The sequence below is a fragment of the Cellulosimicrobium protaetiae genome (assembly GCF_009708005.2).
GTDB classification, from domain to species: domain Bacteria; phylum Actinomycetota; class Actinomycetes; order Actinomycetales; family Cellulomonadaceae; genus Cellulosimicrobium; species Cellulosimicrobium protaetiae.
On the sequence record NZ_CP052757.1, the window covers coordinates 793,060 to 813,345 of the forward strand.

The following is a 20,286-nucleotide window of genomic DNA, read 5'->3' on the forward strand; positions in this document are numbered from 1 at the left end:
CCCCGGGCTGGTCAGGGTCGGGGCGCGCCCGGGCGCGTGACGAGGTGGATCAGCACCGCCGTCACCACGATCACCCCGACGTACACCGCCATCGCGACGGGGGAGGTGACGGCGAGGACCGTCAGCGCGACGTTCCCCACGAGGTGCAGCGCGACGGCGGCAGGCACGCCGCCCCGCAGGCGCTCGCTGACCAGCCAGTACGCGCTGGACAGCGGGATCATCGCGAGCAGGAACAGCATCGCCTCGACGCTCGCGAGGCCGAGCGACGACTGCCAGGTCCCGGTGAGCGCGAACAGCGGCAGGTGCCAGACCCCCCACACCGCGCCGAGCACGACCGACGTCGCGAGCGGCGAGAGCCGACGACGCAGGCGCGGCTGGGCGTAGCCGCGCCACCCGAACTCCTCCGAGAGCGGCCCCGCACACAGCGAGACGAGGGCGAACAGGAGCGGGCCGCCCGACCCGGCGACGGCGGCCGCGCCGGCCGACAGGTCCGCCGTCGGGCCGCCGAGGAGCGGGACGACGAGCGCCGTGAGGACGGCGGGCGCGGCACCGATCCCGACCGCGGCCGGGAGCCACCGCCCGGCCGCGCCCCAGCGTGCGGCCCGCGGGCTGCGACGACCCGCGCACCGCAGCACGAGCGCGGCGAGGCTCGGCCCGAACCCGGCGAACGCGTAGAGGGCGAACACCCGCGGATCGGCGAGGTCGCCACCGAGCAGGCTGGCGGCGCCCCACGACACCCAGGACAGCCCGAAGGCGAGCGCCCAGAACGTGGCGAGCCCGCCGCGCAGGGGTCGGCCGGGCGAGCCGGGGGACGACGTGGGGGAGACGCGTCGCGAGCGCGAGGCGACGGGGAGAGGGTGAGCGCTGGTCGTCATGTCTCGATCCCACCGGTTCGTCCGGTGCGGCGGAGCCCGGGACGCCGCCGCGGGACGGTGGGGACAACCCCCGTCGGCCCGGTCCGGGCGCGCTCCGCTCGCCCGGGAGCCTGGCCCTCGCTACCGTCGGACGAGTACCGGAGTGACCGGACGACCTATCGGCCCGTCGTCGTGCCGCCCGTCTCGGGCGCGCGGGCGGGCACCGGGACGAGGAGGACCGTGACGACGACCGGAGCGACCGGCGGGGCACCGACGGCCGAGGCACCGCGCGAGGAGTGGACCGGGCAGGTCGGCTTCATCATCGCCGCCATCGGCTCGGCCGTGGGGCTGGGCAACATCTGGCGCTTCCCCGGGGTGGCGTACGAGAACGGGGGCGGGGCGTTCCTCGTGCCCTACCTCGTCGCCCTCCTCACGGCGGGCATCCCGATCCTGTTCCTCGACTACGCGATCGGGCACCGGTTCCGCGGCTCGGCGCCCACGGCGTTCCGGCGGCTGCGGACGTGGCTCGAGGGCCTCGGCTGGTTCCAGGTGATGATCTGCTTCGTCATCGCGCTCTACTACACGGCCGTCATCGCGTGGGCCGTGAGCTTCTTCGTCTTCTCGTTCGACCTGCGGTGGGGCGACGACCCGGCCGCGTTCTTCACCGGCGAGTACCTGCAGCTCGGCGAGCCCGGCGTGAGCCTCGACTTCGTGCCCGCCGTGCTCATCCCGCTCGTCGCGGTGTGGGTCGTGACGATCGTCGTCCTCGCGGCGGGCGTCGCGAAGGGCGTGCAGCGCGCGAACACGGTCTTCCTGCCGCTGCTCGTGGTCGCGTTCCTCGTGCTCGTCGTGCGGTCGCTGTTCCTGGAGGGTGCGGCGGACGGGCTGAACGCGCTGTTCACGCCCGACTGGTCCGCGCTCGGCGACGCGAACGTGTGGATCGCGGCCTACAGCCAGATCTTCTTCTCGCTGTCGATCGCGTTCGGGATCATGATCACCTACGCGTCCTACCGCAAGCGTCGGGCCAACCTCACGACGCCGGGCCTCGTCGTCGCGTTCTCCAACTCGTCGTTCGAGATCCTCGCGGGCATCGGCGTCTTCGCGACGCTCGGCTTCCTGGCGCACGAGCAGGGGATCGGCGTGGGCGAGCTCGAGGGCATCAGCGGGCCGATCCTGTCGTTCGTCACGTTCCCCGCGATCGTGTCCCAGATGCCGGGCGGGCCGATCTTCGGCGCGCTGTTCTTCGGCTCGCTCGCCATGGCCGGGTTCACGTCGCTCCTGTCGATCCTCCAGGTCGTCTCGGCGGGCTTCCAGGAGAAGTTCGGGTGGACGCCGCGACAGGCGTCGGTGCGGCTCGGCGTCGTCAGCGCCGTGATCTCCGTGCTGCTCTTCTCCACGACGACCGGTCTCATCGCGCTCGACACGGCCGACCAGTGGGCCAACAACGTCGGCATCGTCGGGTCGGCGGTGCTCATGACCGTGCTCGTGCTGTGGGTGCTGCGGCGAGGCCCGGAGCTGCGGTACCACCTCAACGCGGTCTCGACCTTCCGCGTCGGCGCGTGGTGGCAGGTGCTCGTCGCCGTGCTCGCCCCGCTCGTGCTCGGGTACATGCTCGTGTCGCGCATCGTCACGCTCCTCGTCGAGGGGTACGAGGGGTACCCGGGCTGGTACCTCGCGCTCGTCGGGTGGGGCACGATCGCCTTCGTCGTCCTGGCAGCGCTCGTGCTCACCGCGATGCGCTGGCGGCGCAGCCCCGACGACTTCGTCCCGTGGCCGCCCTACCCGCCGGTCGAGCGGGACGCCCGCGGTGCGGAGGTGACCCGATGAGCGCGCCCGCCGTCGTCCTGCTGGTCCTCGCGATCACCGTCGTGTGGGGCGGGCTGATCGCGGCGATCCTGCTCCTGCGCGCGCAGCCCGAGCGCACCGACCTGCCGCCGGGCGGCGACGACGACCACCGCGAGGACACGGCCCCGATCGAGCGCGACACGTAACCCGCCCCGCACGGTCGAACATGACATGAGGGTCGTTAAGGGACGATTAGCGCCTCTCATGTCGACTTCGTCGTGCGGGTTCGTCACGGTTCGGCGTCGAAAGGGGCCCCGGTTTGGCGAGCGGGGCACTGCGGGCCCACACTTCTGCGCAGGTGCCGCGCACCGCCGGGTCCTCTGTTCCCCGTACGTTCCCCGGGCTTCACACGCCTGGGTGCCGACGTAACACGACGGAGACGATCGGTGTCTACGCTGCCCCCTGCCCGGCCCGAAAACCCGATCGGAGAACCCGATGCGTACCTCGCGCAAGCTCCCCCTCACCGGCCTCGTCGCGCTCGCCGCGACCAGCGCCCTCCTTCTCACCGCGTGCACCGACGCGTCCCAGACCGGGACGGACGGCAGCACCGCGGGCTCCGACGGCGAGACGTCGGCCGCCCCGTCGTTCGACCCGTCGACCATCGAGGTCGACGAGGCCGCGGCCGCGCTCCTGCCCGAGGACATCGCGTCCGCCGGCACGCTCACCGTCGGCTCGAACCTGGAGTACGCGCCCGCGGAGTTCGTCGACACGGACGGGCAGACCCCGATCGGGTTCGACATCGACGTCATCAAGGCCGTCGGGGCGACGCTCGGCCTCGAGGTCGACGTCCAGTCCGCCGACTTCCCGGCGATCATCCCCGCGCTCGGCACCAAGTTCGACGCCGGCATCTCCTCGTTCACGATCACCGAGGAGCGCATGCAGGAGTCGAACATGATCTCCTTCCTCAGCGCCGGCTCGGCCTACGCGGTCGCGTCGGGCAACCCCGACGACATCGACCCCTCGAGCCTGTGCGGGCTCACCGTCGCCGTGCAGACGGGCACGATCCAGGACGAGGACATCGCCGTGCAGAGCCAGGCGTGCACGGACGCGGGCGAGGAGGAGATCGACATCCTCCAGTACGACTCGCAGGCGGACGCCACCACGAACCTCGTCGGTGGCAAGGCCCAGGTGATGTACGCGGACTCCCCGGTCGTCGGCTACGCGATCGAGCAGACGGGCGACCAGATCGAACAGCTCGGCGACGTGTTCGACAGCGCGCCCCAGGGCATCGTCGTCGCGAAGGACGCGACCGACCTCGCCGCCGCGATCCAGGCGGCGCTGCAGTCGCTCATGGACAGCGGCCAGCTCGTCGAGGTGCTCGACGGCTGGGGCAGCGGTGACGCCGCTCTCGACACGGCCGAGATCAACCCGTCCGTCGGCTGACCCCGGCACGACCTGACACGACCCGCCGCGTCGTGGGCGCCCGCCGTACGACGGGCGCCCGCGACCGGCACACTGGTCGTCAGCGGAGGTGACGGCGCCCCGCGACGGCCGCTCCTGCCCGGAGCCCGAGACCCCGAGGTGGACCATGTCCCGACCTGACGCGGCCGACGATCCCGCACCCGATCGCTCCGTCACGACCGCCGACCCGGTCCCGGACCGCATCCACGCCCGGCCTGTCCCCCGGCCGGGACGGTGGATCTCCGCCGTCGTGCTCCTCGTCCTGGGAGCCATGGCCGTCAACGCCCTGGTGACGAACGAGAAGTTCCGGTGGGACGTCGTCTGGCTGTACTTCCGCGACGTCACGGTCGTGCGCGGCGTGGGCTGGACGCTCGTGCTGACGTTCGGCTCGATGGCGATCGCGATCGTCCTCGCCGTCCTGCTCGCGATCATGCGACGCTCGAACAACCCGGTGATGACCTCCGTCGCGTGGGGCTACATCTGGTTCTTCCGCGGCACCCCCATCTACACGCAGCTCGTGTTCTGGGGTCTCATCTCGGTGCTCTACCCGAGGCTGAGCCTCGGCATCCCGTTCGGGCCCGAGTTCTTCGAGTTCCGCACGGCGGACCTGTTCACCGCGTTCGTGTGCGCGCTCGTGGGCCTCGCGCTCAACGAGGCGGCCTACCTCGCGGAGATCGTGCGCGCCGGCCTCGGGTCGGTGGACCCGGGGCAGACCGAGGCGGCGAAGGCCCTCGGTATGAAGGACGGCAAGATCCTCATGCGGATCGTCCTGCCGCAGGCGATGCGCGTCATCGTGCCGCCCACGGGCAACGAGACCATCTCCATGCTCAAGACGACGTCCCTCGTCCTCGCGGTGCCGTTCACGCTCGACCTGCAGTACTCGACGAACGCGATCGGGAACCGGACGTTCCTCCCGATCCCGCTCCTCATGGTGGCGGCGATCTGGTACCTGCTCATCACGAGCATCCTCATGATCGGCCAGCACTACATCGAGCGGTACTACGGCCGCGGCTTCGGCACGCAGACCTCGTCCCGACGCCGCGGGCGCGGGCCGGGCGGGCGGGGCGGCGGCCGCAAGAAGCCGAGCAGGCAGGACCTCATCGCGGCGTCCGGCACGACGAAGGACGACCCCTTCCTGGAGGTGACCCCGTGAGCGGGACCCACGACGCGACGTCCTCGACGGCCGGTGCCACGCCGGACCGGTCCGAGCCCACCGGGACCCCCATGGTCCAGGTCGAGGGCCTGCACAAGATGTTCGGCGACCTCCACGTGCTCAAGGGCGTGGACCTCGTGGTCCCGCGCGGGTCGGTGTGCGTCGTGCTGGGGCCCTCCGGCTCGGGCAAGTCGACCCTCCTGCGCTGCGTCAACGAGCTCGAGGAGATCACCGGCGGTCGCATCCGTGTCGACGGCGAGCTCATGGGCTACCGCGAGGTCACGAAGGACGGGCGCTCGCGACTGTTCCGCCTGCACCCCAAGGTCGTCGCGCGCCAGCGCTCGCGCATCGGGATGGTGTTCCAGCGCTTCAACCTGTTCCCGCACATGACCGCGCTCGAGAACGTCGCCGAGGCGCCCGTGCAGGTCCGCGGGCTCGGCAAGGCGCAGGCCCGGGCGCGGGCCACGGAGCTCCTGGAGCGCGTGGGCCTCTCCGACCGGGCCGGCCACTACCCGGCGCAGCTCTCCGGCGGCCAGCAGCAGCGCGTCGCCATCGCGCGGGCGCTCGCGATGGACCCCGAGCTCATGCTGTTCGACGAGCCGACGTCGGCGCTCGACCCCGAGCTCGTCGGCGAGGTCCTCGCCGTCATGCGCGACCTCGCGCGGTCCGGCATGACGATGATGGTCGTGACGCACGAGATCGGGTTCGCGCGCGAGGTCGCGGACACCGTCGTCTTCATGGACGAGGGCGTCATCGTCGAGCAGGGCACGCCCGAGCAGGTGCTCGGCGACCCGCAGCACGAGCGCACGCGGTCGTTCCTCGCGCACGTGCTGTAGGAGCGGGTCAGCCCGCGCGACGGCGGCGCGGGAGCGCGGGTGCGCCGTGCGCCGGGGCGAGGCGCGGTGAGAGGCCCGTGGGGCGTGCGACCGTGACCATCTCCCCGCTGAGCGCCCGGCCCAGGTGCACGAGCGGCAGCATGTTCTCGTGCTCGACCACGAGCGCGTCGTAGATCGGGGTCTCGCTGTCGGTGGCGTGGGAGTGGGATCGCGTCAGCACGCCTCCCACTGTCGGCGAGGGACGTGCGTTCCGCGACCGGAAGCGGTGACGTGTCCGTGAGACGTTCGTGGAGACCGCGGGTGCGCTCGGCGGGCCGACGCCGCCTCCCGGCCCGGACGACCGGGGCGACCGGTGGCGCGGTCGGCGGGGCAGCGGTTCAATGCACCCTGACAGGTGTCGGTCACCGCGTCCCGTCGCGCCGGGAGGACCCCATGAGCCTCGCCCCGATCGTCCACGAGCTGCGGCTCGCGTGCTCCGTCGAGGTCGCCTTCGACACCTACGTCGACCGGATCGCCGAGTGGTGGCCGCCCGCGCACACGGCCGACGCCGCGTCGTTCAGCGGGATCGTCGTCGAGCCCGTGGTCGGCGGCCGCGTGGTCGCCTCGCACGGGGCGACCGAGGAGGTGTGGGGGCGCGTCACGCTCTGGGAGCGTGCGACCCACCTCGCGCACACGTTCACGCCAGGCCAGCCACCGGGCCGCGGGTCGCTCGTGCGGCTCGACCTGAGGCCGAGCGCGACCGGGACGGCCGTGCGGCTGGAGCACGGGGGCTGGGCGCCGGGGAGCGAGCGCGTGCGGTCGCGCTTCACGGGGTGGCCGCGGATCCTCAGCCGCTACGCCCGCCTCGCGGAGCACCCCGACCCGGAGAAGTGAGCGGGACCGGCTCGCTCACCAGCCCCAGTCGCCCCAGCCCCAGCTCCCGTCGTTCCCCTCGTTCCCGTTGTTCCCGCCGTTCCCGTTGCCGGGCTGGTTCTGCTCCTCGTCGCGGTCGTCCTGCTCCTTCTGCCGGTCGTCGAGCTCCTGCGACCGCTTCGAGGCGTCCTCCTCCGCCTTCGCGACGGCCGCCTCGCGCTCGGTGAGCTGCGTCGTCGCGGCGTCGAGCTCGGCGCGCTGCGCCTCCAGGTCGGCCCGCTCGGACTCGAGCTGCTCGCGCGCGGCCGCGACCTCGCTCTGCACGCGCTGCGCCTCCGCCTTCTCGCGCTGCGCCTCACCCTGCGCGGAGAGCGTCAGGCCGATGCCGACGAGCAGGCCGACGGCGACGCCCGCGAGACCGACCGCGGTGGGGACGAGCCACCGACGTCCGCGGTCCGGTGTCGGCTCGTCGTCGTCGTCCGCGGCACGCAGCCCGAGCGGGCCGACGGTCCCGGCGCGGGGCGTCGGGCCGGACGTGGGAGCCGACGGCGGCCCGGACGGGACGGGCCCGACGGGCACGACGCCGGACCGGGCCGCACCGGGCGAGACCGACGGGCTCACCGCCGGGGCGGCGGGTCGAGCCCCGGGGTCCTCGAGCATCCCGCCGAGCGCGGGGAGGATCATCGTCGAGCTGGACACCGGGTGGTCGTCGACGACGCTCGTCGCCACCGGGGCGATCGTCGCGACGTGCGTCGCGTCCGGGTGCCGGTCGACCGCGGGCGTCGCGCCCGACGAGCGCTCCCGCAGGGACCGGCGCGTCGGGGCCGCCCCGGTCCCGGAGGGCAGCGGCTCGGTCGAGCGCAGGACGGGGGCGTCCGGGACAGGCGCCGCGGGCGCGGCGTCGTCCCAGAAGACCCAGCCCGGGGGCGGCGGAGGCCAGGACGGGTCCGGGTGCCAGTCGGTCGTCGGGGTGAAGCCCTCGGGGACGGGCCACCCCGGGGGCGGTACGAACCGCACGGCCATGGGTCCTCCTTCGGTGGCGCGCTCCTCACGGCGGAGGCGCGGAGCTCGACGGGACGCGGGGTCCGACGGGAAGAGTAGGGGAGTTCCGGTCCTCGGCACGAATCGCGCCGCCGTTCGTCCCGTCGCCGCTCGCGCCACGTGGAGCGGCGGGCACGCGGGCCGGGCCGCGTGGGTGGGCGCTGGTAGAAACGGGTGCAGACCGACGTGGCGGACCGGCGACGGCCCCGGCTCGGCGGTGACCGACTTCTGACCCGGAGGTGTGCGTGTTCCTCGTCGACGAGCCGGTGCTGCGGGTCCCGGCGGCTGATCCGGGACCGGTCGCCGCGGGCGCCGCTCCGGTGGCCGAACCCGTCCTCGTGCACTCGGCGAGCGACCTCGTCGTCGCGGCCGACTGCGAGTACCGGCTCCTGTGCCGGCTCGACGAGCAGCTCGGCCGGGCCTCGCGCCGGGACACCGGGGAGGACCCGATGCTCGTGCGCGCCGCCGCGCTCGGCGAGCGGCACGAGCGCGACGTCCTCGCACGCTACGAGGCCGAGCACGGCCCGTTCGACCCCGCGACGGGTCGGGGCGTCCTTCGCGTCGAGCCCCCGCGCCGGGCGTCCTGGGACGAGCTCGTCGCCGCCGCGGACCGGACGCTGGCCGCCCTCGAGACGGGGGCCGACGTCGTGCACCAGGCGAGCTTCTTCGACGGGGCCTTCCACGGGCGCGCCGACTTCCTCGTGCGCACCGGGACGGACGACGCGGGGGCGGCGCGGTACGCCGTCGTCGACACCAAGCTCGCGCGCCGGGCCAAGGTGCCCGCCCTGCTCCAGCTCGCCGCCTACGGCGACCAGCTCCTCGCGGCGGGCGTCCCGGTCGACCCGGACGTCTCGCTCGTCCTCGGCACGCGCGAGCGCACGTCGCACCGCCTCGCGGACCTCCTGCCCGTCTTCCGGGACCGCCGCGACAGGCTGGTCCGGATCACGACGGAGCACGTCGCGCGCGACGGCCGCGCCCCCTGGGACGACCCCGACGTGCGTGCGTGCGGGCGCTGCGACGACTGCCGCGCGCAGATCGAGGCCCGCCGCGACGTGCTCCTCGTGGGCGGGGTGTACGAGTCGCAGCGCGCGCGGCTGCGCGCGGCGGGGATCCGCACGATCGACGAGCTCGCCGCCGCCACCGACGAGACGCCCGTGCCCGACGGCATGAGCCGCTCCGCGTTCGCGAAGGTCCGGCGCCAGGCCGCGCTCCAGCTCGGCACCGGGCCGTCCGACGGCACGGTCGTGTGGGCCGACGCGTCGGGGCCGCACGAGCTCTCGTGGCGCATCGACGACCCCGACCCCGTGCTCGCTCTGCCCCCGCCGAGCCCTGGCGACGTGTTCTTCGACTTCGAGGGCGACCCGCTGTGGACGGACGCCGCCGGCACGAGCTGGGGCCTCGACTACCTGTTCGGCTGGGTCGAGCGCCCCACCGGGCCCGACGACCGGCCGCCCTTCCACGCGCTGTGGGCCCACGACCTCGCGGCGGAGCGCGACGCGCTCGTCGCGTTCGTCGACCACGTCAACGCGCGCCGCCGCACGTACCCGGACCTGCACGTCTACCACTACGCCGACTACGAGCGCGCGCACCTGCTCGCGATCGCCGCGCGGCACGGGGTGTACGAGGAGGAGGTCGACGACCTCCTGCGCGACGGCGTCCTCGTGGACCTGTACGCCGTCGTGCGGCAAGCCCTGCACGTCTCCGACAAGTCCCGCTCGATCAAGAAGCTCGAGCCGCTCTACATGGGCGACGAGCTGCGCACTGGCGACGTGACCACCGCCGCGGCGTCCGTCGTCGCGTACGCCGAGTACACCGCGCTGCGCGAGGCGCGCCGGGACGACGAGGCGGACGAGCTGCTCCGCGGGATCGCGGACTACAACCGCTACGACTGCGTGTCGACGCTGCGGCTGGCGGACTGGTTGCGGCATGCGGTCGCCTCTCGTGACGACGCGGTGGCTGGCCTGGGTGCGGGGTCGGGGGACGTGCGCGCCGTCTACCATCCGCGCCGCTCGTCCCTCGCGGCGCTCCCGCCAGACCCGACCACGACGGCGCGCACGTCCCCCGACCCCGCTGCGTCCGTCGCCTCTCCCTGCGGTGCGACCTCGACGGGGCGCGCGTTCCAGGGCACTGCTGCTTCCGTCGCCACTCCCTCGGGCGAGATCCTTGCCGACCGGGCTGCTGCGGCCGTCGCGGGGGAGGTCGGGCCGCGGGAGCGGCCGTCGGCGGTGGTGCTGGAGGAGGAGATCCGGCAGGCGGTGGGGGAGGACCGGGCACGGCGCGGTGCGGACGAGCGGGCGCTCGCGCTGTACGGCGCGGCGGCCGGGTACTTCCGGCGCGAGGCCAAGCCCTTCTGGCACGAGCACTACTCGCGGCTCTCGCTCCCGACGGACGAGTGGCTGGGCCGGCGCAACGCGTTCCTCGTCGAGCAGGCCGAGGTCGTGTCGGGCTGGGAGGTGGAGCCGGGGCGGCGCACCTGGTCGCGCCGCCTCGAGCTCGTGGGCCGGCTCCCCGAGGGGAGCGACCTGCGCGTCGGCGTCGCGCCGTACGCGCTCTACGACCCGCCTCTGCCGCCCTGCGCGAAGACCGCCGTCGACGGTGTGCGGGGCTGGCTCACGGGGGCGTCGATCATCGACGCGGCGCGCCGCGCCACGCCCGCCGGCGAGCGGGACGTGCTGGTCGTGCGCGAGCAGCTCCCGACCGGGGCGGAGCCGTTCGACGCGACCCCCGTCGCGCTCACGCCGTCGCCCGGCCCGAGCGCGAGCTCCCTGGAGGCGGCGGCGGAGGCCGCAGCCCGGAACGCGTTCGGGTCGTGGCGGGCGACGGGCACGCTGCCGCGCGACGCCGCGACCGACGTCCTCCTGCGGCGACCCCCGCGGCTCGTGCCGGTGCCCCCTGCGGACCCTGACGTCCCTGACGTCCCTGACGTCCCGGGCGTCCCGGGCGTCCCGGGAGGCGCCGGCACGGCGGCCGAGCCCGGGCTGCCGCCCGTCGTGGACGGCGACGTCGTCGCGGCCGTCACGTCCGCCGTCGAGCGGCTCGACGACTCGTACCTCGCGGTCCAGGGGCCGCCCGGGACGGGCAAGACGTACGTCGGGTCGCGGGTCGTCGCCCGGCTCGTCGAGCAGGGGTGGCGGGTCGGCGTCGTCGCCCAGTCGCACGCAGTCGTGGAGAACATGCTGCGCGCGATCGTGCTCGGGGCGGGCGTCCCGCGCGACGCCGTCGCGAAGAAGCTGGCGGCGGACGGCCCGTCACCGCGCGCCGTGTACGACGAGCTCGACGGCAACCGGCTCGCGGCGTTCGCGACCCGCCCGGGCGGCCGGGTCGTCGGCGGGACCGCGTGGGACTTCGCGGCCGACCGGCTCCCGGCGGGCACGCTGGACCTGCTCGTCGTGGACGAGGCCGGGCAGTTCTCCCTCGCGAGCACGGTCGCGGTGTCGCGGGCCGCGCGCCGGCTCCTCCTGCTCGGCGACCCGCAGCAGCTCCCGCAGGTGAGCCAGGGCCGGCACCCGGAGCCCGTCGACCGGTCCGTGCTCGGCTGGCTCGCGGACGGCCACGGCGTGCTCCCGGCCGGGCGCGGCTACTTCCTGCCCACGACGTGGCGCATGCACCCGCGCCTCGCCCGGGCCGTCTCGACGCTCGCGTACGAGGACCGCCTCCACGCGCACCCGTGCACGGCGGAGCGCGAGCTCGACGGCGTCGCGCCTGGGGTCGAGCAGGTGCTCGTGGAGCACGCCGGGAACTCGGTGCGCTCTCCCGAGGAGGCGGCCGAGGTCGTCCGGCAGGTCGAGCGCGTCCTCGGGCGCACGTGGACGACGACGGTCGACGGGGTCGTGGAGGATCGTCCGCTGGGCCAGGGCGACGTCCTCGTCGTCGCGGCGTACAACGCGCAGGTGTGGGCCGTGCGCGGCGCGCTCGAGGCGGCGGGGTACCCGGACGTGCAGGTCGGCACCGTCGACCGGTTCCAGGGCAAGGAGGCACCCGTCGTCGTCGTGACGCTCGCGGCGTCCTCGGGCCGTGAGGCGTCGCGCGGGCTCGGGTTCCTGCTCTCCCGGCACCGCGTCAACGTCGCGGTGTCGCGCGCGCAGTGGAGCGCGGTCGTCGTGCGCGCGCCGGGTCTCACCGACCTGCTCCCGCACTCCCCGCGCGGTGTCGAGGAGCTGGGCGCGTTCCTCGGGCTGACGGGCTCCACGCCCGGCGGCTGAGCGCCGTCCGGCCGGCCGAACGCGTTCCGCCCGGCCGAGCGTGGTTCGCCCGGCCGAGCCGGGAGCCGTCGAGCCGAGCGCAGGCGCCGCCCGGCCGAGCAGGGGGCAGCCCGGCCGGGCGAGGTGGTACCGGCGGTGCTGGGGTCAGAACTCCCCGAAGCCGCCGCCGAAGTCGTCGAAACCGCCGCCGAAGTCGCCGCCGCCGAAGTCGCTGCCGCCGAAGTCTCCGCCGCCCGAGGGGTCCTCGCCTGCGGCCTCGACCGCCCCGCCGTCGCCGCCCTCCGCGGCACCGGGGTCCTCGCCGCCCTGCTCGGCCGCGGCGTCCTCCGCGACCGGTTGCGTCGGGTCGGCGAACGCGGGCCCGAACAGGGCGTTCGCGACGGCCGAGCCGATGACGACGCCCGCGATCGTGCCGAGCAGGCTGGAGCCGACCATGGCGCCGAAGCCGGGTGCGCCCTGGCCGCGGCCCGCGAAGGTGCGCTCGAGCGTGCCGGGCTGGCGCATCTCGGCGCGCGTCGCCATCCGGGCGAGGTCCTGCGGCGCGTCGGACGGCGCACGCTCCGACGCAGGCACCTGCTCACCGAGCTCGGCGAGCACCTGTCGCCGCTGCTCGGGCGTCAGGCGCGCGAACGCCTCGGCGTGCGCCTGCTCGACCTGGTCCGGCGGGGCGGTGCGCAGCAGGTACCGGTAGCGGTCGACCGCGACCTGGTCGGGGGTGCGGTGCGCGGTCGGGCGGGCGTCCTGCGGGGCGCTGCCGTACGCGGGCTGGGCGGGGTACTGCGTGGGCTGCCGTGCGGGGTGCTGCGCCTGCGGCGAGCCGTACGGTCCCGCCTGGGTCGGGCCGTACGCGTCGCGCGGCTCGCGGCCGAGGAGCCGGTCCAGGAATCCCATGGGTCGTCCTCCGAGTTCGGTGGCGCGGCGTCGGGCGCTCGCGCGGGGGTCGTGGCCGGTACGGCTCACTCTCGGACCAACGAGAACTCCCGGCCCGCGGTTCCGCCCGACGCCGAACCCGGGTTCCTTCCTCACCGCGTCCGTCGCGCGAGGAGCTACCCCGGGTTCGGCAGGGCTCCCGAGGCGCGACCGGCCCCGGACGCACGAGTGCCCCCGACCCGGAGGGGTCGGGGGCACTCGGTGAACGATCGGTCGGCGCGACCCACGAGGGTCGTCACCGGGGAGATCGGATCAGATCGCGCGGATGTTCTCCGCCTGCGGGCCCTTCGGGCCCTGCGTCACGTCGAACTCGACGCGCTGGTTCTCCTCCAGCGTGCGGAAGCCCTGCGACTGGATCGCGGAGTAGTGCGCGAACACGTCGGCCGAGCCGTCCTCGGGGGCGATGAAGCCGTAGCCCTTCTCGCTGTTGAACCACTTCACGGTTCCGGTAGCCATTGTTACTCCTTCAAGAGTGTGGAAACACCCCCCGCGGGCGCAGGGGAGTACATCACGGTGTTCGTCGTCAACTCTTGGGTAACAAGGTCCGCCGGGCGCCCACCAGGCGGTGGTCACATCGACGCGAGGACAAGCGAGGCACTGCAATCTCGGGGTCAACCGTACAGGGTAGGCCCCATCTTGGCCATGGCTCTCCCCGCTGGTGTCGTCCCCGGTCGTGCGCCGGGTCTCCGGGGCGTCGTGGGGCCCTCCGGGAGCCAGGCTCCGCGGTGCGTCAGGCCGCGGGCACCGTGAGCTCGACGACCGGCACGACACGACGCCAGTCGTCCTCGCCGCGCTCCGTCGCGAGCGGTTCCGCCCACTCGAGGACGACCGGCTCCAGCACTTCCCAGGAGCGGGCGTGCTCGGCCGCGTACTCGCGGAGGAACCGCGCTCCGTCCTCGGGCGCCAGGGTGCGGGCGTGGCCGCGCACGCCGCGACGGGCGCCCACCCAGAGGAGGACGCGCGGGTCGGCGACGACGTTGCGGTACCACTGAGATCGGGGGCCGAGCCCGGCGACGACGACCCACGTGCGGGGGTCCGGTCGCCCGGAGACCTCCAGCACGGCGTACCGGGTCTCGCCGGTCGTCCGGCCGCGGTGGCCGAGCAGCAGGAGCCGTCCGCCGAGCAGGAAGCCGAGCCCGGAGCGGAAGAGGGCGACGGGCGCCCGGACGAACCAGCGCGTGTGCAGGAGGCGGGACGCGAAGGTCATCCGTCCACCGTACGGCGACACCTGAATCGGCACATCCGTACCGTCCACGGAACGAAACGAGACCCTTGCGTTACGAGTCGGTAACAACTCCCTGCGCCCCACGAAATCCGATCCGCCTACGTTCGCGTCACCCAGGAACGCGGAGGGCGCCCTCTCCCGCGGATTCGTGGGTCCGGAGCCCTCCGGGATGCCGCGGAGGGCCCCGGACGACACGTCCGCGAGGAGGTTTCGCCCCCGGGTGACCTGTGTCACTATTCAGCACGCAATTCAGTGTTGAATTCAGCGATCGACCGCGGGAGAAGCGGCTTCACGGCCCTCCGCGGGGATCAGGACCACGGAGGTTGGCATGCATCGCACAGCACGACGGGCGAGCGGGGGCGCTGCCCTGCTCCTCGCGGCCACTCTCGTCCTCACCGCCTGCGGTCCCCAGTCCCAGGGCGGCGGAGACGACGAGACGACCGGGACGTCGACCGAGACCGACGACGGCGGCTCGGCCGAGCTCGCCATCGTCCCGTCGGTCCAGGTCGACATCGACGGCGCCGAGGTCGAGGCGACCGAGGCCGGCAACCCGGTCGACCCGGCCGGCGACGGCAGCGCCGAGTGCGCCGAGGGCACCTCGATCGCGATGGCGGGCGCCCTCACGGGCCCGAACGCCGCGCTCGGCCTCAACATCCAGTACGGGGCGCAGGTCGCGGTCGACGCGTTCAACGCCGCGAACCCCGGCTGCCAGGTCACGCTCAAGCCGTTCGACACCGAGGGCGACCCGCAGAAGGCCACCCAGGTGGCCCCGCAGATCGTCGGCGACGCCACGGTCCTCGGCCTGCTCGGCCCGGCGTTCTCGGGCGAGACGGCGGCGACCGGCGACGTCTTCAACCAGGCGGGCCTGCTGTCGCTCACGGCGTCGGCCACGAACCCGGACCTCACCGGCAACGGGTGGACGAACTTCTTCCGCGGTCTCGCCAACGACGCCGTCCAGGGGCCGTCGGTCGCCAAGTACCTCGTCAACACGAAGGAGTTCGGCAGCGTCTGCGTCGTCTCCGACAACTCGGACTACGGCATCGGCCTCGCCCAGCAGATCACCGAGGGCCTGGGCGACGCCGCGAACGCCGACTGCGCCGCCGAGGTCAAGACGGGCGACAAGGACTTCTCCGCCGCCGTCCAGATCATCTCGGGCGCCGACGCGGACGCGGTCTTCTACGCCGGCTACTACGCCGAGGCCGCTCCGTTCGTGCAGCAGCTGCGCGACGGCGGCGTCGAGATCCCGTTCGTCTCGGCGGACGGCACGAACGACCCGCAGTTCGTCTCGCAGGCCGGCGCGTCGTCCGACGGCGCGATCCTGTCCTGCCCGTGCGGGCCCGCGCCCGACGACTTCGCGGCCACCTACGAGGAGTCGGCCGGCCAGGCGCCGGGCGTGTACTCGGTCGAGGGCTACGACCTCGCGACGATCATGCTCACGGGCATCGCCTCCGGGGTCACCGACCGTGCGGGCCTGATCGACTACGTGGCGAACTACTCCGGTGAGGGCCTGGCCCGCACCTACGAGTGGGACGACACGGGCGAGCTCGCCGCGGCACTCATCTGGATCTACGAGGTCCAGTAGTCCGACGACGGGCGCCCCGCCCGCCGGACCTCCCGCCGGTCCCCGCACCGCGCGGGGACCGGCGGGCGGGGCGCCCGTCGTGGACCACGACCTCGTACGCCAGAGAAAGAACCAGGGAGCGACATGCCCGCTCTTGCCGACGCGCTCATCCACACCGCGACCGCCGGTCCCCTCGTCCACCAGTCCCTCATCGACTTCAACATCGCCGGCCTCGCCCGGAACTTCTGGGGCCTCACCATCGAAGGCCTCACCTACGGCGCGATCTACGCGCTCGTGGCCGTCGGCTACACGCTCGTCTACGGCGTGCTGCGGCTCATCAACTTCGCCCACTCCGAGGTCTTCATGCTCGGTATGTTCGGGCAGTACGCGACCCTCATGCTCCTGGGCTTCTACCCGAGCGGGAACGCGTACGACAAGGGGATCGCCCTGACGGTCCTGTACCTCGGCATCGCGATGCTCGGCGGCATGCTCGTCGCGGGCGGCGCCGCCGTCGGGCTGGAACGCGTGGCCTACAGACCGCTGCGACGGCGCGGCGCGCCCGCTCTCGTGTTCCTCATCACCGCGATCGGGATGTCGTTCATCCTCCAGGAGTTCGTGCACTTCGTGCTGCCGAAGCTCACGGGCGGCACCCTCGGCGGCGTGAACGCGCAGCAGCCGATCCGGCTCGTGCAGCCCGAGGTGCAGTTCACGATCGGCGGCGCACCCGTCACGAACATCACGCTCGTCATCATCCTGTCGGCGCTGATCCTCGCGCTCGCGACGGACATGTTCATCAACCGGACCAAGTTCGGCCGCGGCATCCGCGCGGTCGCGCAGGACCCGGTGACCGCGACCCTCATGGGCGTCTCGCGCGAACGCGTCATCATGCTGACGTTCCTCATCGGCGGCATCCTCGCCGGTGCGGCGGCGCTGCTGTACACGCTGCGCGTGCCGAACGGGATCATCTACTCGGGCGGGTTCATCCTCGGCATCAAGGCGTTCTGCGCCGCGGTGCTGGGCGGGATCGGCAACCTGCGCGGCGCGCTGCTCGGCGGTCTGCTGCTCGGTGTCATGGAGAACTACGGCCAGGTCGTGTTCGGGACGGAGTGGCGCGACGTCGTCGCGTTCGCGCTCCTGATCATCGTCCTGATGTTCCGCCCGACGGGCATCCTCGGCGAGTCTCTGGGGAGGGCGCGCGCATGAGCACCTCGACCCCCGCACCTCAGCCGGCGCCCGAGGGGCGCCCCACGTCCATGCCCCCCGTGGGCCGCGTCGCGACGAAGGACCGCCCGCACGGCGGCGTCGGCGACCGGTTCCGCCTGTGGTGGGACGCCCAGGCGCGCCCCACCCAGTGGCTGATCGGCGTGCCGTTCCTGATCTTCATCGCGCTCGTGCCGATCCTCAACATCCCGGTGCTCACCACGGTGGGGACCAACTTCGGCGGGGTGATGGCGCAGTTCGGCATGATCGCGCTCATCGCCATCGGCCTCAACGTCGTCGTGGGCCAGGCCGGCCTGCTCGACCTCGGGTACGTCGGCTTCTACGCCATCGGCGCGTACACGGTCGCGATCCTCACGAGCCCCGACAGCCCGTGGAACCAGACGGACGAGTGGTTGTCGAGCGACTGGGCGTGGCTCGCCGCGCTGCCGGTCGCGGTCGCGATCACGTCGCTCTCGGGCCTGATCCTCGGGTCGCCGACGCTGCGCCTGCGCGGCGACTACCTGGCCATCGTCACGCTCGGCTTCGGCGAGATCGTCCGCCTGCTCGCGGACAACCTCGACGAGCTCACGGGCGGCGGCCAGGGCCTGCGCGGCGTGGCCTACCCGCGCGTCGGCGTCACGGAGGAGCTGCCCAACGGCGTCTTCTCCGCCGGAAACGCGGCGGGCACGCTCAACTCGGGTGTCTGGTGGTACTGGCTCAGCCTCGTGTTCATCGTCATCTCGCTGCTCCTCGTGGGGAACCTCGAGCGCTCGCGCGTCGGGCGTGCCTGGGTCGCGATCCGCGAGGACGAGGACGCGGCGGAGATCATGGGCGTCCCGACGTTCCGCTTCAAGCTGTGGGCGTTCGTCATCGGCGCGTCGATCGGCGGCGTCGCGGGCGCGCTCTACGCGGGCCAGGTCCAGTTCGTCATCCCGACGAACTTCAACGTCATCAACTCCGTGCTCTTCCTCTGCGCGGTCGTGCTCGGCGGCCAGGGGAACAAGCTCGGGGTGATCCTCGGAGCGTTCATCATCGTGTACCTGCCGAACTTCTTCCTCGGCCGCACCGAGCTGTTCGGCATCCCGATCAACGGCAACGAGATCGCGAGCTACCGGTACCTGTTCTTCGGGATCGCGCTGGTCGTGCTCATGATCTTCCGTCCGCAGGGCCTGATCCCCGTCCGGCAGAAGCTGCTCGCCTACGGGCGCGAGCTCTACGTGGCGGCGCGCCGGGCGGCGCAGGCCGCCACGCGGTCCTCCGACGGCGGTGCGCGGCCGGGCCCCCCGGCCGTCGCGACGGCGTCGGGCGGCACCGGCACGGCGGCGACCGGGACCGGCACGGGAGAGAGCACGACGGACGGGGAGGAGACCCGATGAGCACCCACGACCCCGGCGGCATCGGGGCGGGCGGCGAGCACGGCGACGAGCACCTCGCGTCGTCGGGCCGCGCCGACTCGTCGCGCGCCGACCTCTACATGCCCGGCGCCGGGCTGGAGGAGCCGGTGATCGTCGACGTCGCGGAGGTGCGGCCCGAGCTCGCGAACCCCGAGCTCGTCGACGCGATGGTCGCCCCGGACCGCACGGTCCACGCGAAGGTCGGCGAGCCGCTGCTCCAGATGGAGAACGTCACCGTGCAGTTCGGCGGTCTCGTCGCGCTCGACGACGTGTCTTTCGACATCCGTCGCGGCGAGATCCTCGGCCTCATCGGGCCGAACGGCGCGGGCAAGACGACGGCGTTCAACGCGATGACCGGCGTCTACCGGCCCACGCAGGGGCAGGTCGTGTTCGACGGCACCCCCGTGGGCAAGCTCAAGCGGTACCGGATCACGCAGCGGGGCATCGCGCGCACGTTCCAGAACATCCGCCTGTTCAACGAGATGACGGCGCTGGAGAACGTCGTCGTCGGGTCGGACGCGCGGCACCGCACCTCGGTGCCGGGCGCGCTGTTCCGCACGCCGCGCCACCGGCGCGAGGAGCGGGACGCGATCGACCGCGCGATGGCGCTCCTGGAGTTCGTGGGCGTCGGTGGCCGGGCGACCGAGAAGGCGCGCAACCTCTCCTACGGCGACCAGCGCCGTCTGGAGATCGCGCGCGCCCTCGCGACCGAGCCCAAGCTGCTGTGCCTCGACGAGCCGGCGGCCGGCTTCAACCCGGCGGAGAAGGAGGCCCTCATGGACCTCATCCGCCACATCCGCGACGACGGCTACACCGTCCTGCTCATCGAGCACGACATGCGCCTCGTCCGCGGGGTCACCGACCGCATCGTCGTGCTCGAGTTCGGGCGCGTCATCGCGGACGGCACGCCCGACGAGGTCACGAACGACCCCAAGGTCATCGCGGCCTACCTGGGCGTCCCGGACTCCGAGCTGACGGCAGACGAGGGGGGCACGGGACCGGACCGTGCCGCCGGGCCGACGACCGAAGGAGGCAGCGGCGATGCCTCTGCTTGAGCTGCAGGACATGACGGTCGCCTACGGCCGGATCGAGGCGGTGCGGGGTATCTCGATCACCGTCGAGGAGGGTGAGCTCGTCACCCTCATCGGGGCGAACGGCGCCGGGAAGACGACGACGATGCGCGCGATCTCGGGCATCCGCCCGGTGTCGCGCGGCAAGGTCCTCTTCGACGGCAAGGACATCACGAAGATGAAGGCGCACCTGCGCGTGCTCGAGGGCATCGTGCAGGCGCCCGAGGGCCGCGGGATCTTCCCCGGGATGACCGTCATCGAGAACCTCGAGATGGGTGCCTACGCGCGGACGTTCGCGTCGAAGGCCGAGCACGACGAGACCCTCGACCGGGTGTTCGACCTCTTCCCGCGCCTCGCCGAGCGCAAGGACCAGGTGGGCGGCACGATGTCCGGCGGCGAGCAGCAGATGCTCGCGATCGGGCGCGCGCTCATGGCCCGCCCGCGGCTCCTGCTGCTCGACGAGCCGTCGATGGGCCTCGCGCCCATGGTCATCCAGCAGATCTTCCGCATCGTGTCGGAGATCAACGCGCAGGGGACGACCGTCCTGCTCGTCGAGCAGAACGCGCAGCAGGCGCTGTCGCGCTCCGACCGCGCGTACGTGCTGGAGACGGGTGAGGTCGTGCGCACGGGCGGGGGCAAGGAGCTCCTCGCGGACTCCAGCATCAAGGAGGCCTACCTGGGGGTCGCCTGACCCCTGGCGCGACCCGCCGAGCACGCTCTCA

18 protein-coding genes are annotated in these 20,286 nt (G+C 73.3%); 12 read left to right on the forward strand and 6 right to left on the reverse strand.

What is annotated here, in order from left to right; genetic code table 11:
* Positions 1 to 11: 11 nt before the first annotated feature.
* A complete protein-coding gene (locus tag FIC82_RS03480) occupies positions 12 to 875 on the reverse strand; it encodes a CPBP family intramembrane glutamic endopeptidase (RefSeq protein ID WP_154799788.1) in 864 nt (287 codons plus the stop codon).
* Between the two features lie 219 nt (positions 876 to 1,094).
* Here FIC82_RS03480 and FIC82_RS03485 point away from each other — a divergent pair, with 219 nt between their 5' ends.
* The 5 genes from FIC82_RS03485 (at position 1,095) to FIC82_RS03505 (ending at position 6,089) form a co-directional block, all read left to right on the forward strand.
* Positions 1,095 to 2,681: a sodium-dependent transporter gene (locus FIC82_RS03485; RefSeq protein WP_168731453.1), complete on the forward strand. Its 1,587-nt coding sequence runs from the start codon at positions 1,095 to 1,097 to the stop codon at positions 2,679 to 2,681.
* Complete coding sequence (locus FIC82_RS03490) at positions 2,678 to 2,845, forward strand: methionine/alanine import family NSS transporter small subunit (protein ID WP_154797575.1); 168 nt, start codon at positions 2,678 to 2,680, stop codon at positions 2,843 to 2,845. The genes FIC82_RS03485 and FIC82_RS03490 overlap by 4 nt, the downstream gene beginning before the upstream one ends.
* A 289-nt stretch (positions 2,846 to 3,134) precedes the next feature.
* Complete coding sequence (locus tag FIC82_RS03495; RefSeq protein ID WP_154797576.1) at positions 3,135 to 4,082, forward strand: ABC transporter substrate-binding protein; 948 nt, start codon at positions 3,135 to 3,137, stop codon at positions 4,080 to 4,082.
* A 145-nt stretch (positions 4,083 to 4,227) separates the two neighbouring features.
* Entirely contained in the window at positions 4,228 to 5,253 is a 1,026-nt protein-coding gene (locus FIC82_RS03500; RefSeq protein WP_154797577.1) for an amino acid ABC transporter permease, read from the forward strand.
* Positions 5,254 to 5,324: 71 nt separating this feature from the next.
* A complete protein-coding gene (locus tag FIC82_RS03505) occupies positions 5,325 to 6,089 on the forward strand; it encodes an amino acid ABC transporter ATP-binding protein (protein WP_154799790.1) in 765 nt (254 codons plus the stop codon).
* Positions 6,090 to 6,096: 7 nt separating this feature from the next.
* On the opposite strand, the gene FIC82_RS03510 is transcribed toward FIC82_RS03505, so the two are convergent.
* Positions 6,097 to 6,309 carry a hypothetical protein gene (locus tag FIC82_RS03510; protein WP_154797578.1) on the reverse strand — a complete coding sequence of 71 codons (213 nt, stop codon included), beginning with the start codon at positions 6,307 to 6,309 and terminating at the stop codon, positions 6,097 to 6,099.
* Positions 6,310 to 6,521: 212 nt separating this feature from the next.
* On the opposite strand from FIC82_RS03510, the gene FIC82_RS03515 reads away from it, so the two are divergent.
* The gene (locus FIC82_RS03515; RefSeq protein ID WP_154797579.1) at positions 6,522 to 6,962 is read left to right on the forward strand and encodes an SRPBCC domain-containing protein; all 441 of its coding nucleotides are present in this window, start codon (positions 6,522 to 6,524) and stop codon (positions 6,960 to 6,962) included.
* Between the two features lie 15 nt (positions 6,963 to 6,977).
* On the opposite strand, the gene FIC82_RS03520 is transcribed toward FIC82_RS03515, so the two are convergent.
* A complete protein-coding gene (locus tag FIC82_RS03520) occupies positions 6,978 to 7,964 on the reverse strand; it encodes a hypothetical protein (RefSeq protein WP_154797580.1) in 987 nt (328 codons plus the stop codon).
* A 263-nt stretch (positions 7,965 to 8,227) separates the two neighbouring features.
* On the opposite strand from FIC82_RS03520, the gene FIC82_RS03525 reads away from it, so the two are divergent.
* Positions 8,228 to 12,184: a TM0106 family RecB-like putative nuclease gene (locus FIC82_RS03525; protein WP_253691398.1), complete on the forward strand. Its 3,957-nt coding sequence runs from the start codon at positions 8,228 to 8,230 to the stop codon at positions 12,182 to 12,184.
* A gap of 144 nt (positions 12,185 to 12,328) precedes the next feature.
* On the opposite strand, the gene FIC82_RS03530 is transcribed toward FIC82_RS03525, so the two are convergent.
* From FIC82_RS03530 to FIC82_RS03540, 3 genes are all read right to left on the reverse strand, one after another.
* Positions 12,329 to 13,075: a hypothetical protein gene (locus FIC82_RS03530; protein WP_154797581.1), complete on the reverse strand. Its 747-nt coding sequence runs from the start codon at positions 13,073 to 13,075 to the stop codon at positions 12,329 to 12,331.
* Positions 13,076 to 13,366: 291 nt separating this feature from the next.
* The gene (gene cspE, locus FIC82_RS03535) at positions 13,367 to 13,570 is read right to left on the reverse strand and encodes a transcription antiterminator/RNA stability regulator CspE (protein ID WP_047231069.1); all 204 of its coding nucleotides are present in this window, start codon (positions 13,568 to 13,570) and stop codon (positions 13,367 to 13,369) included.
* 274 nt (positions 13,571 to 13,844) lie between these two features.
* Complete coding sequence (locus FIC82_RS03540) at positions 13,845 to 14,321, reverse strand: nitroreductase family deazaflavin-dependent oxidoreductase (RefSeq protein ID WP_154797582.1); 477 nt, start codon at positions 14,319 to 14,321, stop codon at positions 13,845 to 13,847.
* A 346-nt stretch (positions 14,322 to 14,667) separates the two neighbouring features.
* Between FIC82_RS03540 and FIC82_RS03545 the strand changes: the two genes are divergently transcribed.
* The 5 genes from FIC82_RS03545 (at position 14,668) to FIC82_RS03565 (ending at position 20,255) form a co-directional block, all read left to right on the forward strand.
* A complete protein-coding gene (locus FIC82_RS03545) occupies positions 14,668 to 15,921 on the forward strand; it encodes a branched-chain amino acid ABC transporter substrate-binding protein (protein ID WP_154797583.1) in 1,254 nt (417 codons plus the stop codon).
* Positions 15,922 to 16,044: 123 nt separating this feature from the next.
* Entirely contained in the window at positions 16,045 to 17,103 is a 1,059-nt protein-coding gene (locus FIC82_RS03550; RefSeq protein WP_154797584.1) for a branched-chain amino acid ABC transporter permease, read from the forward strand.
* On the forward strand, positions 17,100 to 18,476 hold the full coding sequence (locus FIC82_RS03555) for a branched-chain amino acid ABC transporter permease (RefSeq protein ID WP_154797585.1): 1,377 nt from the start codon (positions 17,100 to 17,102) through the stop codon (positions 18,474 to 18,476). Before FIC82_RS03550 ends, FIC82_RS03555 begins: the two co-directional genes overlap by 4 nt.
* Positions 18,473 to 19,549 carry an ABC transporter ATP-binding protein gene (locus FIC82_RS03560; protein ID WP_154797586.1) on the forward strand — a complete coding sequence of 359 codons (1,077 nt, stop codon included), beginning with the start codon at positions 18,473 to 18,475 and terminating at the stop codon, positions 19,547 to 19,549. Before FIC82_RS03555 ends, FIC82_RS03560 begins: the two co-directional genes overlap by 4 nt.
* Positions 19,536 to 20,255, forward strand: coding sequence for an ABC transporter ATP-binding protein (locus FIC82_RS03565; RefSeq protein ID WP_154797587.1), 720 nt, complete (start codon positions 19,536 to 19,538; stop codon positions 20,253 to 20,255). The genes FIC82_RS03560 and FIC82_RS03565 overlap by 14 nt, the downstream gene beginning before the upstream one ends.
* The last annotated feature ends 31 nt before the right edge of the window (positions 20,256 to 20,286 follow it).

What these genes read in the sequence shown, in the direction of transcription:
- FIC82_RS03530 (WP_154797581.1), bottom strand. Translation starts at nt 13,075, where the DNA reads ATGGGATTCCTGGACCGGCTCCTCGGCCGCGAGCCGCGCGACGCGTAC.
- FIC82_RS03490 (WP_154797575.1), top strand. Translation starts at nt 2,678, where the DNA reads ATGAGCGCGCCCGCCGTCGTCCTGCTGGTCCTCGCGATCACCGTCGTG.
- FIC82_RS03550 (WP_154797584.1), top strand. Translation starts at nt 16,045, where the DNA reads ATGCCCGCTCTTGCCGACGCGCTCATCCACACCGCGACCGCCGGTCCC.
- FIC82_RS03515 (WP_154797579.1), top strand. Translation starts at nt 6,522, where the DNA reads ATGAGCCTCGCCCCGATCGTCCACGAGCTGCGGCTCGCGTGCTCCGTC.
- FIC82_RS03555 (WP_154797585.1), top strand. Translation starts at nt 17,100, where the DNA reads ATGAGCACCTCGACCCCCGCACCTCAGCCGGCGCCCGAGGGGCGCCCC.
- FIC82_RS03520 (WP_154797580.1), bottom strand. Translation starts at nt 7,964, where the DNA reads ATGGCCGTGCGGTTCGTACCGCCCCCGGGGTGGCCCGTCCCCGAGGGC.
- FIC82_RS03500 (WP_154797577.1), top strand. Translation starts at nt 4,228, where the DNA reads ATGTCCCGACCTGACGCGGCCGACGATCCCGCACCCGATCGCTCCGTC.
- FIC82_RS03540 (WP_154797582.1), bottom strand. Translation starts at nt 14,321, where the DNA reads ATGACCTTCGCGTCCCGCCTCCTGCACACGCGCTGGTTCGTCCGGGCG.
- FIC82_RS03565 (WP_154797587.1), top strand. Translation starts at nt 19,536, where the DNA reads ATGCCTCTGCTTGAGCTGCAGGACATGACGGTCGCCTACGGCCGGATC.
- FIC82_RS03495 (WP_154797576.1), top strand. Translation starts at nt 3,135, where the DNA reads ATGCGTACCTCGCGCAAGCTCCCCCTCACCGGCCTCGTCGCGCTCGCC.
- cspE (WP_047231069.1), bottom strand. Translation starts at nt 13,570, where the DNA reads ATGGCTACCGGAACCGTGAAGTGGTTCAACAGCGAGAAGGGCTACGGC.
- FIC82_RS03505 (WP_154799790.1), top strand. Translation starts at nt 5,325, where the DNA reads ATGGTCCAGGTCGAGGGCCTGCACAAGATGTTCGGCGACCTCCACGTG.
- FIC82_RS03480 (WP_154799788.1), bottom strand. Translation starts at nt 875, where the DNA reads ATGACGACCAGCGCTCACCCTCTCCCCGTCGCCTCGCGCTCGCGACGC.
- FIC82_RS03545 (WP_154797583.1), top strand. Translation starts at nt 14,668, where the DNA reads ATGCATCGCACAGCACGACGGGCGAGCGGGGGCGCTGCCCTGCTCCTC.
- FIC82_RS03560 (WP_154797586.1), top strand. Translation starts at nt 18,473, where the DNA reads ATGAGCACCCACGACCCCGGCGGCATCGGGGCGGGCGGCGAGCACGGC.